At 62.5% G+C, this 12294-nt stretch carries 13 protein-coding genes; 10 read left to right on the plus strand and 3 right to left on the minus strand.

What is annotated here, in order from left to right; all coding sequences use genetic code 11:
- Nucleotides 1–123: 123 nt before the first annotated feature.
- Both rho and GRI48_RS08470 read left to right on the plus strand, forming a co-directional pair.
- On the plus strand, nt 124–1389 hold the full coding sequence (rho, locus tag GRI48_RS08465; protein ID WP_160674015.1) for a transcription termination factor Rho: 1266 nt from the start codon (nt 124–126) through the stop codon (nt 1387–1389).
- Nucleotides 1390–1417: 28 nt separating this feature from the next.
- A complete protein-coding gene (locus tag GRI48_RS08470; RefSeq protein WP_160674018.1) occupies nt 1418–1810 on the plus strand; it encodes a BLUF domain-containing protein in 393 nt (130 codons plus the stop codon).
- On the opposite strand, the gene GRI48_RS08475 is transcribed toward GRI48_RS08470, so the two are convergent.
- The 3 genes from GRI48_RS08475 to GRI48_RS08485 are packed head-to-tail and all read right to left on the minus strand — an operon-like array spanning nt 1807 to nt 4504.
- Nucleotides 1807–2211, minus strand: coding sequence for a nuclear transport factor 2 family protein (locus GRI48_RS08475; protein ID WP_160674021.1), 405 nt, complete (start codon nt 2209–2211; stop codon nt 1807–1809). The genes GRI48_RS08470 and GRI48_RS08475 overlap by 4 nt on opposite strands.
- Nucleotides 2208–3803, minus strand: a complete 1596-nt coding sequence (locus tag GRI48_RS08480; RefSeq protein WP_337190793.1) for an FMN-binding glutamate synthase family protein — start codon at nt 3801–3803, stop codon at nt 2208–2210. The genes GRI48_RS08475 and GRI48_RS08480 overlap by 4 nt, the downstream gene beginning before the upstream one ends.
- 5 nt (nt 3804–3808) lie before the next feature.
- Nucleotides 3809–4504: a dienelactone hydrolase family protein gene (locus GRI48_RS08485; RefSeq protein WP_160674024.1), complete on the minus strand. Its 696-nt coding sequence runs from the start codon at nt 4502–4504 to the stop codon at nt 3809–3811.
- Nucleotides 4505–4627: 123 nt separating this feature from the next.
- Between GRI48_RS08485 and GRI48_RS08490 the strand changes: the two genes are divergently transcribed.
- The 8 genes from GRI48_RS08490 (at nt 4628) to GRI48_RS08525 (ending at nt 12285) form a co-directional block, all read left to right on the plus strand.
- Nucleotides 4628–4894: a DUF6489 family protein gene (locus GRI48_RS08490; RefSeq protein ID WP_160674027.1), complete on the plus strand. Its 267-nt coding sequence runs from the start codon at nt 4628–4630 to the stop codon at nt 4892–4894.
- A gap of 18 nt (nt 4895–4912) precedes the next feature.
- The gene (mnmE, locus tag GRI48_RS08495) at nt 4913–6193 is read left to right on the plus strand and encodes a tRNA uridine-5-carboxymethylaminomethyl(34) synthesis GTPase MnmE (RefSeq protein WP_160674030.1); all 1281 of its coding nucleotides are present in this window, start codon (nt 4913–4915) and stop codon (nt 6191–6193) included.
- Between the two features lie 83 nt (nt 6194–6276).
- Nucleotides 6277–8133: a tRNA uridine-5-carboxymethylaminomethyl(34) synthesis enzyme MnmG gene (gene mnmG, locus GRI48_RS08500; RefSeq protein WP_160674033.1), complete on the plus strand. Its 1857-nt coding sequence runs from the start codon at nt 6277–6279 to the stop codon at nt 8131–8133.
- Entirely contained in the window at nt 8130–8762 is a 633-nt protein-coding gene (gene rsmG / locus GRI48_RS08505) for a 16S rRNA (guanine(527)-N(7))-methyltransferase RsmG (RefSeq protein ID WP_160674036.1), read from the plus strand. Before mnmG ends, rsmG begins: the two co-directional genes overlap by 4 nt.
- On the plus strand, nt 8759–9535 hold the full coding sequence (locus GRI48_RS08510) for a ParA family protein (protein ID WP_160674039.1): 777 nt from the start codon (nt 8759–8761) through the stop codon (nt 9533–9535). The genes rsmG and GRI48_RS08510 overlap by 4 nt, the downstream gene beginning before the upstream one ends.
- The gene (locus tag GRI48_RS08515; protein ID WP_160674042.1) at nt 9532–10515 is read left to right on the plus strand and encodes a ParB/RepB/Spo0J family partition protein; all 984 of its coding nucleotides are present in this window, start codon (nt 9532–9534) and stop codon (nt 10513–10515) included. The genes GRI48_RS08510 and GRI48_RS08515 overlap by 4 nt, the downstream gene beginning before the upstream one ends.
- A 200-nt stretch (nt 10516–10715) precedes the next feature.
- On the plus strand, nt 10716–11255 hold the full coding sequence (locus tag GRI48_RS08520; RefSeq protein ID WP_160674045.1) for a DUF4402 domain-containing protein: 540 nt from the start codon (nt 10716–10718) through the stop codon (nt 11253–11255).
- Between the two features lie 193 nt (nt 11256–11448).
- Nucleotides 11449–12285, plus strand: coding sequence for a fimbrial biogenesis chaperone (locus GRI48_RS08525; protein ID WP_237451777.1), 837 nt, complete (start codon nt 11449–11451; stop codon nt 12283–12285).
- Nucleotides 12286–12294 lie beyond the last annotated feature (9 nt).

The following is a 12294-nucleotide window of genomic DNA, read 5'->3' on the forward strand; positions in this document are numbered from 1 at the left end:
CGCCGCCGCTGCAGGCGTAATTCACCCGTTCTCCTTCCGGTTGGGCATCGTCCACAGATGCCCTGGTCCGCTTTCCCCAAGCCCCATGACCATCGGCCGGACATCCCACCTGGAAATACCGACATGCATCTCAAAGATCTCAAACTGAAAACCCCTGCCGATCTCGTCTCGATGGCCGAAGAACTGGGCGTCGAAGGCGCGTCCACCATGCGCCGGCAGGACCTCATGTTCTGCATCCTGCGCGAACTGGCGGAAGACGAGGAATACGAGGAAAAGATCATGGGCATCGGCACCATCGAGGTGCTGCAGGACGGTTTCGGCTTCCTGCGCTCGCCCGAGGCGAATTACCTTGCCGGTCCCGACGACATCTACGTCTCGCCCAACCAGGTGCGCAAGATGGGCCTGCGCACGGGCGACACGGTCGAAGGCGAGATCCGTGCGCCGAGGGAAGGCGAGCGGTATTTCGCGCTGACGAAGCTCACCAGCGTGAACTACGAGGATCCCGACCAGGTCCGTTTGCGGACGAATTTCGACAACCTCACTCCGCTCTATCCTGAGGAGAAGCTGTCGCTCGACACGCTCGATCCGACGGTGAAGGACAAGTCCGCCCGCGTGATCGACATCATCTCGCCGCAGGGCAAGGGGCAGCGTGCGCTCATCGTGGCCCCTCCGCGCACCGGTAAGACCGTGTTGCTCCAGAACATTGCCAAGGCGATCACGGACAATCACCCGGAAGTCTTTCTGCTGGTGCTGCTGGTCGACGAGCGTCCGGAAGAAGTCACCGACATGCAGCGCAGCGTGAAGGGCGAGGTGATTTCCTCGACCTTCGACGAACCGGCGCAGCGTCACGTGCAGGTCGCCGAAATGGTCATCGAGAAGGCCAAGCGCCTGGTCGAACACAAGAAGGACGTCGTGATCCTGCTCGATTCGATCACCCGCCTTGGTCGCGCCTACAACACCGTCGTGCCGAGCTCGGGCAAGGTGTTGACCGGCGGTGTCGACGCCAATGCGCTGCAACGCCCGAAGCGCTTCTTCGGCGCGGCGCGCAACATCGAGGAAGGCGGCTCGCTTTCGATCATCGCCACCGCGCTGATCGATACCGGCAGCCGGATGGACGAAGTCATCTTCGAGGAATTCAAGGGAACGGGTAACTCGGAAATCGTCCTCGATCGCAAGGTCGCCGACAAGCGCATCTTCCCGGCTCTTGATGTCGGCAAGTCCGGTACGCGCAAGGAAGAGCTGCTGGTCGAGAAGGACAAGCTTTCGAAGATGTGGGTCCTGCGTCGTATCCTCATGCAGATGGGCACGATCGACGCGATGGAATTCCTGCTCGACAAGATGAAGGATTCCAAGACCAACGAAGACTTCTTCGATACGATGAACCAGTAAGTTCCGGATCTTCTAGGGGGAGAGCCTGGTGCACAGGCTATTGTATCGCAGTCAGGTTGCCGATGGCGTGAAAGCGGCGGACGTCTTCGACATCGTCGCCCAGTCCGAGCGCAACAACCCGAAACACGCAATGACGGGGTTCCTGCTGCAGGAATTCGACAGTTTCCTCCAGTTCCTGGAAGGGCCTGTCTTCGCCGTCGAAGCGCTGCTGACGCGGATCGAGGAAGATCCGCGTCACAGCAATCTCGAAGTGCTCTATCGCGAGGACGCGCAGACGCGGCTGTTCGACGAATGGTCGATGAAGCACCTGCTCAGTTTCGGGGAACGACCGGCGCTCGAGCAGCTGCGCAACATTCTCGGCACCCGACCCGACGGAGAGCGCCTTCTACGCGAGGTGGAGAAGTTCGTGTCCGGCGGCTAGCCGGCAGCCTTCTGCCGTTCGAGTTGAGCGGCCATCATTTCCCAGACCTTGTTCACTGCCTTGAGCGGGCGGACCATCACCTTGAAATCTGTAATCAGGCCGTCCTCGTCGAAGCGGATCAGGTCGATACCGTTGACGTGAATGCCGCCCATCTCGGTCACGAATTCGAGCAGGATATTCTCGCCGTCGACCATCTCCCGGACATAGCGAAAGCTGTCATTGTTGAGCGTCTGTCCGGCAGCTCCGAGGTAGGCCATCACGATCGGCTTGCCGCGTTGCGGGGTGTGGACGACCGGTGAGTGGAATACGGCGTCATCGTGGAGGATGTCCGCCAGTGCGTCGGCCTTGTTGCCGCCTTCGATGACGGCATGCCAGCGAGCGAGATTGTCGGTTGCGCTCATATCGCCTTCCTGAATGTATCGGCGCGGGCCTGGCGCCACGAGCGGGCATAGCGCGTGCCTTCGGGATCGTCGAGCAGCACGCCGGGTTCCAGAAAGTCGTGAATGTCGTCGAGCTGACAGGCGCGTGCTCCGTCGAGCCTTTCGCGCATGTCCTCGGCCCGGATATGCCACGGGCTGTCATGGCCCATGGCGACGACGATTTCCCGCAGCGAGTGCAGCGTCTGGCGCTGGAAGCGGGTTACGCGCTCGGCCTTCTTGTCGACGTCTAGACCCTGCTGGCGCCATTCCTTCTGGGTCGCGATGCCGGTCGGGCATTCGCCGGTGTGGCATCGCATCGACTGGACGCATCCCAGCGAGAACATGAAGGCGCGCGCCGCGTTGCAGAAATCCGCGCCGATCGCGAAGGAAATGGCGAGGCCCGCGCCCGAGTGAACCTTGCCGGATGCGCCGAGTGCGATGTGATCCTTGAGGTTCATCCCGACGAGCATGTTGCGCACCACGACCAGCCCTTCGCGCAAGGGCATTCCGACATTGTTCGACAGTTCGAGCGGCGCTGCTCCGGTTCCGCCCTCCGCGCCGTCGACGACGATGTAGTCAGGCGCGATACCGGTCGCCCGCATCGCCTTGCCGATGGCGAAGACTTCATGGACCTGGCCGACGCAGAACTTGATGCCGATGGGCTTGCCACCGCTGAGACGCCGCAGCTGGCCGATCCACTCCATCATTTCCAGCGGCGTGGAGAATGTCGAATGCGCTGCCGGTGAAATCACGTCGCGGCCCGGATCGACGCCGCGGGCCTCGGCGATCTCCGCCGTGACCTTGGCACCCGGCAGGACTCCACCGTGACCGGGCTTCGCGCCCTGGCTGAGCTTGATCTCGACCATCTTGACCTGCTGGTCTTGCGCCTGGTCGGCAAAGCGATCGGGATCGAAACCGCCGTTCTTGGTGCGGCATCCGAAATAGCCCGAGCCGATCTCCCATATCAGATCCCCGCCATGCGAGCGGTGATAGCGGCTGATGCCGCCTTCACCGGTGTTGTGAGCGAAGTTTCCGGCCGCCGCCCCCTTGTTCAGCGCCTCGATCGCCTTGGCCGAGAGCGAGCCGAAACTCATCGCGGAGATGTTCAGCAGGCTGCTGTCGTAGGGCTGGGCGGTCTCCGGGCCGCCGATGGTCTTGCGCCATTCGAGCGGCGCATCGACGTTGGGCACCATCGAGTGACCGAGCCATTCGTATTCTTCCGAATAGACATCGTATTCGGTCCCCATGGGATGCGCGTCGAGTTCGCCCTTGGCCCGGGCATAGACCAGACTGCGCTCTTCATGGCTGAAGGGTCGGCCCTCCAGATCGTCCTCGATGATGTAGGACTGCATGAACGGCCGCAGATCCTCCATCATCCAGCGGATGCGGGCGACCAGCGGATAATTGCGCCTTAGCGTGTGGCTTCGCTGGAAGAAGTCCCGCAGGGCGATGCCGAGCAAGGGTAGGGCGAGCACGAGGCCCCAGCGCAGCGTAGGCCAAGGGGCAATTGCCAGCCCCGCCACGACCAGCAGCAGGATCAGCGGGACGAGGTAGCGGGGCGCAGTCGGCGCCACCGGGCTCAGCCCAGGTGCTCCTTGAAGAATGCCTCTGTCCGCGAATCGGCGAGCTGGGCGCCTTCCTCGTCGCGGCGGTCGCCGAACTCGGTTGCAAAGCCGTGATCAAGGCCCTCGTAATCATGGAGCGTGACCTTCGGATGGTCGTCCAGCCCTTCATGCATGGCTTTCTGAGCTTCCTTGTCGACGAAATGATCCTCGGTGGGAACGTGCAGCATGAGGGGGTTGGCGATCGCGTGCTTCTCGCCCAGCATCTGGTCGATCTGAACACCATAGTAGCCGACGGTCGCGTCGCTGTCGGTGCGTGTGGCAACCATATAGGCGAGTTTACCCCCAAGGCAGTAACCAACTGCGCCGACTTTCTCAGCGCCTTGGCTGCGCGCGTATTTGATCGCGGCCTCGATGTCCTTCACGCCCTGATCCGGATCGAACTTGCCCATAAGTTCGAGCGCGCGCTGGAATTCCGGCTCGACGTCCGGGTCGAGCTCCACGCCAGGTTCGAGGCGGAAGAACAGGTCTGGCGATACGGCCAGATATCCGGCCTCGGCCCACTTGTCGCATTTGCGCCGAATTCCGGCATTCACTCCGAAGATTTCCTGGATGACCACGATCGCGGCCTTTGGCTCGTCGGCCGGACGGGCGACGTAGAGCTTGAATTCCTCATTGCCATCGAGCGTCTCGATCATCACGGTTTCGGACATTGGCTGTATATTCCTTTTGCAAGCGGCGCTGTTGTCGACGTCGAGCGCACGAGGGGATTGGGCTTGTCTGTCGGCATTGATAAACCCAGATAGGGACGACGAGATCATAACGGAGAAACGGGGATGAAGGTCAACATCGAAATCGATTGCACGCCGGAAGAGGCGCGAACCTTCATGGGATTGCCCGACATGAGCAAGGCCAACAGCGTCTATGTCGATACCATGGCGAAAGCGATGAAGGGCGTCACCAACCCGGAGAAGCTCCAGGAATACGCGCAGAATCTGGCTCCGATGGGGCAGATGGGCCTGAAGTTGTTCCAGAATTTCATGGAGAACAGCGCCGCGATGGCCGAAGGAGCGTCGCGTCCGAGGAAATCCTCCGACGATTGATCGGTGGGCATTGCCCCGATGAGCGATGACACGATCTTTGCGCTATCGAGCGGCGCGCCGCCTGCTGCGATCGGCGTGATCCGGATCAGCGGTTCTGGCGCAGGGGACGCGGGCAGGGCGCTCGCCGGCGATTTGCCGGAGCCGCGACGGGCGGCGGTTCGCAGCCTCCGCAACAGCGAAGGTGAGCTTCTTGACGAGGCCCTGGTGCTCTGGTTTCCGGGGCCCGGCAGCGCGACCGGCGAGGATTTGCTCGAATTTCATTGTCATGGGGGACGGGCGATCGTTGCCGCAGTCAAGCGCACTCTGGCTTCGCGCGTCGGCCTGCGCGAGGCAGAGCCCGGAGAATTCACGCGCCGGGCCTTCGCCAACGGACGCATCGACTTGGCCGAGGCCGAAGGGCTGGCCGACCTGCTGGAAGCGGAAACCGAACTGCAGCGCGCCTCCGCGCTCGCAATGGCTGGCGGTACGCTGTCGCGCCAGGCTAACTTGTGGCGCGAGGAGCTGCTGGCATTGTCCGCGATCGTCGAGGCATCACTCGATTTCTCGGACGAGGATGATGTCGACGAACTGCCACCGTCCTTCACTTCGCGCTTGCGGGAATTCTCCGGCGAAGTCGCGCAATGGCTTTCCCGGCCAACGGCAGAACGCTTGAAGGACGGATACAGGATCGTGCTGGCTGGGCCACCGAATGCGGGGAAGTCGAGCCTTTTCAACGCATTGACCGAGTCGCAGGGAGCCATCATCTCGCCGCATGCAGGTACGACGCGTGACCTGATCGAACGGAGCGTTGCGATTTCGGGCGTGCCTCTGACATTCGTCGATACGGCAGGATTGCGCGAAGAAGGTGCCGAGGAAATCGAGGCGATCGGAATCGCACGGGCGCGGGATGCGCTCGAAACCGCCGATTGCGTCTTGTGGCTCGGAGAAGAGGGGCAGGGTCCGCCGCAGGCCTGGGAAATCGAGACCAAGGTCGATCTGCCAGATCGTCCGGGAAAGGCTTCTGCGGTCTCGCGAGTCTCGGCAGAAACGGGATCGGGCATCGGCGAATTGGTGGAGAAGCTCGTTCGCACCGCGCGCGATGCCATGCCCAGGCCCGGAGAAACGGCGCTCAACCGGCGGCAGCGCCGGCTCGTCTCCGAGCTGGGGATTGCGCTTGCTGGCGCCGGTCGTGTTTCCGACCCGCTATTGGTGGCGGAGAGGCTACGGACGGGACGGCTTGCGCTCGACGCGCTTGTCGGGCGGACATCGACAGAAGACATGCTGGACGGGCTTTTCGGTCGTTTCTGCATTGGCAAGTGACGCGTCCGAGCTAAGGCGCGGTTGTTCCACGTGGAACACGGCTTTGCTTTGACGCTCCATCGGCGATTCAGTATGGGCGCACTATGCGCTCATTCGATGTCATCATTGTAGGCGGTGGGCACGCCGGCGTGGAGGCGGCTGCGGTCGTTGCGCGCATGGGCCTGCGCGCGGCACTGGTGACGTTCGGCCTCGATACCATCGGGGCGATGAGCTGCAATCCGGCCATCGGAGGTCTGGGCAAGGGCCACCTCGTGCGCGAGGTGGACGCCTTTGACGGACTGATCGCGCGCGCGGCCGACGAGGCTGCGATCCATTATCGCATGCTCAACAGGTCGAAGGGCAGCGCCGTATGGGGCCCGCGCGTCCAGGCGGACCGAAAACTGTTCAAGGCGGCGATCCAGCGCATGCTTGCCGAACAGGGAGATCTCGCCTGCATCGAAGGGGAAGTCGCAGCGCTGCTGATGGATGGGGCCAGGGTGACCGGTGTTCGCCTCGCAGACGGTACCGAACTTGCAGGGCAGGCTGTCATCCTGTGCACCGGCACGTTCCTTGGCGGGACGCTGTTTCGCGGCGAAGAACGGCTGCAGGGTGGCCGCATCGGCGAGGCGGGTGCGCACAAGCTGGCTGAGCAGTTGCGTGCAGCCGAGCTACCGATGGCCCGCCTGAAGACCGGCACCCCGCCGCGTCTCGACGGTCGAACGATCGACTGGGCTGGGCTGGAGGAGCAGGCTTCGGATGACGAAGGCTGGACGATGTCCCCGCTCACTGACGGACGTGCGATGCCGCAGGTCTTCTGCGCCATCACCCGGACCAACGAGCGCAGTCACGCGATCATCCGAGAGAATCTACATCGTTCGCCGATGTTCACCGGGGCGATCGACGCGCAGGGCCCACGATATTGCCCCTCGATCGAGGACAAGATCCACCGTTTCGCGGATCGCGACGGTCATCAGGTCTTCCTCGAGCCGGAGGGGCTCGACACGCACCTGGTCTATCCGAACGGCATCAGCACATCCCTCCCGGCCGACGTGCAGCTCGCCATGCTGCGCACCATGAAGGGGCTGGAGCGGGTGGACATGGCGGTGCCGGGGTATGCCGTCGAATACGACCACATCGACCCGCGCGCCTTGTCGCGTTGGCTTGAAGTCAAGGTATTACCGGGACTGTATTGCGCCGGACAGATCAACGGCACTACGGGCTACGAAGAAGCTGCGGCGCAAGGCCTGATTGCCGGGATCGGTGCCGCTTGCAGTGTCTTGGAACGTGCCTATCCGGCGTTGGACAGGGCAAATTCCTACCTCGCCGTGATGGTCGACGACTTGTCGCTCCAGGGTGTCAGCGAGCCGTACCGGATGCTGACTGCCCGCGCCGAATATCGCCTGCGCTTGCGTGCGAACAACGCGATCACGCGCCTCACCCCGATGGCGATCGAGGCAGGGTGCGTCGGTGAGCGACGTCGGGATTGGTTCGCGGCACGCTCTGCTCGTCGCCAGCGATGGCTTGAGGCACTTTCGCATCCGGTAAGTCCGCGAGACTTCGCCTCGGCAGACATCTCGGTGAAAAAGGATCGTCAGGCGCGATCGGTGGGTGAATGGTTGCAGGTCGACGGCATCTCGACCGACATGCTGAGGGATTGGCTGCCTGGCTGCTTTCAGACCGATGATCCGCTTGCCGCAGAATTGCTGGAAGACGTAGCCTATGCTCCCTACCTCGAACGGCAGTCCGCAGAGCTGAGAGACTTGTGTGCAAGCCAGGCGCTCCCGCTCTCGCCGCAGTTCCCATATGCCTCCGTTCCCGGTCTCTCTAACGAGATGGTCGAACGGCTGACCCGGGCACAGCCGGACTCGCTGTCTGCCGCCGGCCGGGTGGCAGGGATCACGCCCGCTGCATTGGCCGCGCTGCTGGTGCATGCGCGCCGCTATGCGAAAACGGCGGCATGATCGATTCGGAGGAAGCGGCCAGGCAGTACGTCGCTGATCGTTGCGATGACGAAACGCTTCTCACGCTCGAAAAATATGTCACAGCGCTAAAAGCCGAGAACCAGCGTCAAAACCTCGTATCTGCCGCGTCATTGGATTCGGTATGGTCCCGCCATATTGCTGATTCGGCACAACTCCTGAATTTTGTTCCACGTGGAACGTTGCCGGTGTTGGATCTGGGGTCTGGGCCGGGACTGCCTGGCCTGGTCATCGCTGCAATGCGACCTGATCAGACGGTCGTCCTCGTAGAATCGCGTCGCAAGAGGGTCGAGTTCTTGCAGGAGATGGTCGCGCTCCTGGAACTACGCAATTGTCGGGTTGAGGGCCGCAGACTCGAACAAGTCGGAGCGTTTCCGGCGGGGGCGATAACAGCAAGGGCATTTGCGCCGCTTGGCAGATTGCTGGAATTATCCAAACGATTCTCCACAGCCGACACCTTGTGGGTCTTGCCCAAGGGTCGTTCCGCGGCGCAAGAACTTGCAGACATGCCAACGGCGCAGCGAAGCTTGTTCCACGTGGAACAATCGATAACCGACCCGGCGGCAGGCATCATCGTCGGAAAACTGCCCTTTCGAGGAATTCGGAAATGATAACCATCGCAGTTGCCAACCAGAAGGGCGGAGTCGGAAAGACGACGACGGCGATCAATATTGCGACCGCCATGGCCGCTACGGGCTGGAAGACGCTGCTGATCGACCTAGATCCGCAAGGGAATGCCTCGACGGGGATGGGCGTGCCGGCAAGCGCGCGGGAAAGTTCGAGTTACGACCTGCTGGTCAATGACGTGGCCTTGCGCGAGTGCATTCAGCCGACCGAAATACCCGGCCTTGATATCGTGCCAGCGACCGTAGATCTGAGCGGCGCGGAAGTAGAATTGGTCGCGGTGGACGATCGGACCGCCAGGCTGCAACGCGCGCTGGCGGGTCACGTCGGACACGAAATCTGTTTCATCGACTGTCCGCCATCGCTCGGGCTGCTTACACTGAACGCGCTCGGCGCGGCCGATACGCTACTAGTGCCCCTGCAGTGCGAATTCTTCGCGCTCGAAGGGCTGAGCCAGTTGTTGCAAACGGTCGAACGGGTGCAGCAGCGGTTCAATGCCGATCTCGGCATCATCGGCATCGTGTTGACCATGTTCGATCGCCGAAACCGCCTGACCGACCAGGTTGCCGACGACGTGCGCGATTGCTTGGGTAATCTCGTCTTCGAATCGGTCATTCCACGAAACGTCCGCTTGTCTGAAGCTCCCAGCCACGGGATGCCTGCGCTGATCTACGACCACGCGTGCGCTGGCAGTGTGGCCTACATGGCGCTCGCCCGGGAGCTAATCGCCCGCCTGCCCGAGAAGAGGAAAGCTGCATGAGCTCCGAAATCGACGACACCGCCGCGGCAAAGCCCGCAGCGGCGAAGAAACGGCTCGGTAAGGGCCTGGGCGCTCTCCTGGGCGAGACGCGTCGGGAGGAGCCACTCGTCCGTCAGGGCCATGCAGCGGATATCGGCGCCAACGCTGCCGATGATTCGCAACCATCGTCGGCTAGCAGCAGCCCGTCATCGGCGCTCAAATCGCTCCCGATTGCGTCGATCGAGCCGTTGCCGGGGCAGCCGCGAATGCATTTCGACGAGGCATCTTTGGCAGAACTCGCCGATTCGATTGCCACGCGCGGAGTGATCCAGCCCATCATCGTGCGACCGATTGGCGAGGGATACCAGCTGGTTGCCGGCGAACGGCGCTGGCGCGCGGCCCAGAAGGCCCGCCTCCACGAAATTCCCGCGATCGTTCGCGACCTCGATCGTCGCGAGGTACTGGCGCTGGCGCTGATCGAGAACATCCAGCGCGAAGACCTCAATCCCATCGAAGAAGCGCAGGCTTATCAGAGACTTGCCGATGACGAGGAGATGACTCAGGCAGAAATTGCCGAGATGGTCGACAAGTCGCGCAGCCATGTCGCCAATCTCATGAGGCTGCTGAGCCTGCCCGACGACGTCATCTCTCTGGTGGGAACAGGCAGCCTTTCGATGGGGCACGCCCGCGCTCTCATCGGGCACGAAGATGCTTCCAGGCTGGCGCGACAGGCCGTCGATCAGAAGCTGTCGGTGCGCGAGATCGAAAAGATGGTTCGGCAGGGATCCGGTCCGGCAAAGGCGAAGCCCGGCCACACCACCCGCGATCCTGCCAAGGATGCGGATATCGCCGCCGTTCAAGGGCATCTCGAAGAATTTCTCGGTCTCAACGTTCGCATCAAGACCGATGCCGATCCCCGGTCCGGTGCGGTGACTATTCGTTACCGCACTCTCGACCAGCTGGACCTCATCTGCCAGCGGCTCACCGGCGGAGACATATAGCTTCTCCGCCGCATCCCGAGGTTAGCCAGGCGTAAAGGATTAATATCCCGCGCTTTTCGGTTAACCATATCCACAAGTAAAGATTGAACCCGGTAGTCCTACTTAGAGCCGGCGGACGGGGCGAAAACCTGTTCGGCGGGGAGCTCCTGAGTGATTTCCCCCAGGGGAAGAAGACCAGGATTTACAAGGGATTATACCAGATGATCAATAAGCTTCGCTTTGGCGCCGCTGGTGCCGCTATCGCTGCCGCACTCGGCATGGCTTCGGTTGCCAACGCTGCGGACAATGCCGACGCAACGGCGACCGCAGAAGTGCTCAGCGCGCTCACCCTCGAGGTCGCGGCGGGCACCACCCTCGATTTCGGCTCCATGGTCGTATCCGGTGCCGGTACGGTTGCGCTGGCTGCCGACGGTACGCTGACCTGCACCGATCCCGACGTGATCTGCTCGGGCACGACCAGCGTTCCGACCTTCAACATCAGCGGTGGCACCATCAACAAGGCCGTGACTGTGACATTGCCGACCGGAACGGTGAATCTCCTCCGCTCGGGCGGCGCACTTGCCAACGCTTCGGACGTCATCGTGCTCGGAGGCTTCGTCGACGACACCACGGCGGGCGAAGTGACGCTCGACGGTGCGGGCGCAGGCTCGTTCGATGTCGGCGGCACGATCACTTTCGACGGAAGCGAAGTACCGGGTGTTTACAGCGGCACGTTCAACGTGTCGGTTGCCTACTCCTGAAGCGGAGCGCATTCCGGCAATCCGCCGGATCCAAAAACGAAAAACGGGGGCTGCGCTCATCTGCGCGGCCCCTTTTTTCATGCCTGCTGGAGGCCGGTGTTTAAGCAATCTTAACCCTGTCTGCTTACCAAACCAGGTGAAACCACGGAGCTCGGTCTTCGTGCGTCACACGCGAATCGGGAAAGGTCGCAGCATGAATTTTTCGCCCTTGCGTTCACTCTTCGGCGCGGTCGCTCTCTTCAGCGCGACTGTGGTCGGCTGGGCAGTCAGCCCAGCCCAGGCGCAGGGCGACCTGCTCGTAGCGCCAACGCGGGTGATTCTCGACGGTCGGCGCGGAACCGAGGTCATCCTGAGCAATATCGGCGCGGACGAAGCGACGTACCGTATCTCGCTCGAACTGCGCCGCATGGAGGAGGACGGTTCGCTCGTCGATGTGGCCGAGGAAACCATCACTGCCAAGGAAACCGCCGCACTCGAGATGATTCGCTACGCGCCGCGGCGCATCACCCTGCCGCCGGGTCAGCCGCAGGCAGTGCGCATCTCGGCACGACCGGGGGCGGATCTTCCTGACGGGGAATACCGCGCGCACATGCAGTTTCGCGCGATTCCCAAGCCGGCCCCGGTAACCCAGCCTGCCGATGCGGCCAGCGGGGTCACCATCAACCTCATCCCGATCTACGGCATCACCATTCCGATCATCATTCGCCACGGCAAGATGGACGTCCAGGCGGCCATCGAGCAGCCGACGCTCGTCAACGGAGCGCGGGGGCAGGAACTGCACCTGGCGATCGTCCGGAGCGGCACGAGCTCCACCTACGGCACATTGCGCGTTCTGAAGCCGGGTAGCGATACGCCGGTCTACGAAGCGCAGGGCGTGGCGATCTACCCTGAAGTCGGCCGCCGCAAGGTGACCTTGCAGCTCACACCCGAACAGGCGGCGCTGATGCACGGGAAGCTCCGCTTCGAATATCGCGAGATGCCCGAAGCCGGCGGAGGCCTGATCGCCGCAGTCGATACGGTGCTCGGCTAAGAGCGCTCG

It is taken from the genome of Qipengyuania oceanensis (genome assembly GCF_009827535.1).
GTDB classification, from domain to species: Bacteria; Pseudomonadota; Alphaproteobacteria; order Sphingomonadales; family Sphingomonadaceae; genus Qipengyuania_C; species Qipengyuania_C oceanensis.

Coding starts and splice junctions, on each gene's coding strand:
- rho (WP_160674015.1), top strand. CDS start 124: ATGCATCTCAAAGATCTCAAACTGAAAACCCCTGCCGATCTCGTCTCG.
- GRI48_RS08475 (WP_160674021.1), bottom strand. CDS start 2,211: ATGAGCGCAACCGACAATCTCGCTCGCTGGCATGCCGTCATCGAAGGC.
- GRI48_RS08485 (WP_160674024.1), bottom strand. CDS start 4,504: ATGTCCGAAACCGTGATGATCGAGACGCTCGATGGCAATGAGGAATTC.
- GRI48_RS08490 (WP_160674027.1), top strand. CDS start 4,628: ATGAAGGTCAACATCGAAATCGATTGCACGCCGGAAGAGGCGCGAACC.
- mnmE (WP_160674030.1), top strand. CDS start 4,913: ATGAGCGATGACACGATCTTTGCGCTATCGAGCGGCGCGCCGCCTGCT.
- mnmG (WP_160674033.1), top strand. CDS start 6,277: ATGCGCTCATTCGATGTCATCATTGTAGGCGGTGGGCACGCCGGCGTG.
- rsmG (WP_160674036.1), top strand. CDS start 8,130: ATGATCGATTCGGAGGAAGCGGCCAGGCAGTACGTCGCTGATCGTTGC.
- GRI48_RS08510 (WP_160674039.1), top strand. CDS start 8,759: ATGATAACCATCGCAGTTGCCAACCAGAAGGGCGGAGTCGGAAAGACG.
- GRI48_RS08515 (WP_160674042.1), top strand. CDS start 9,532: ATGAGCTCCGAAATCGACGACACCGCCGCGGCAAAGCCCGCAGCGGCG.
- GRI48_RS08520 (WP_160674045.1), top strand. CDS start 10,716: ATGATCAATAAGCTTCGCTTTGGCGCCGCTGGTGCCGCTATCGCTGCC.
- GRI48_RS08525 (WP_237451777.1), top strand. CDS start 11,449: ATGAATTTTTCGCCCTTGCGTTCACTCTTCGGCGCGGTCGCTCTCTTC.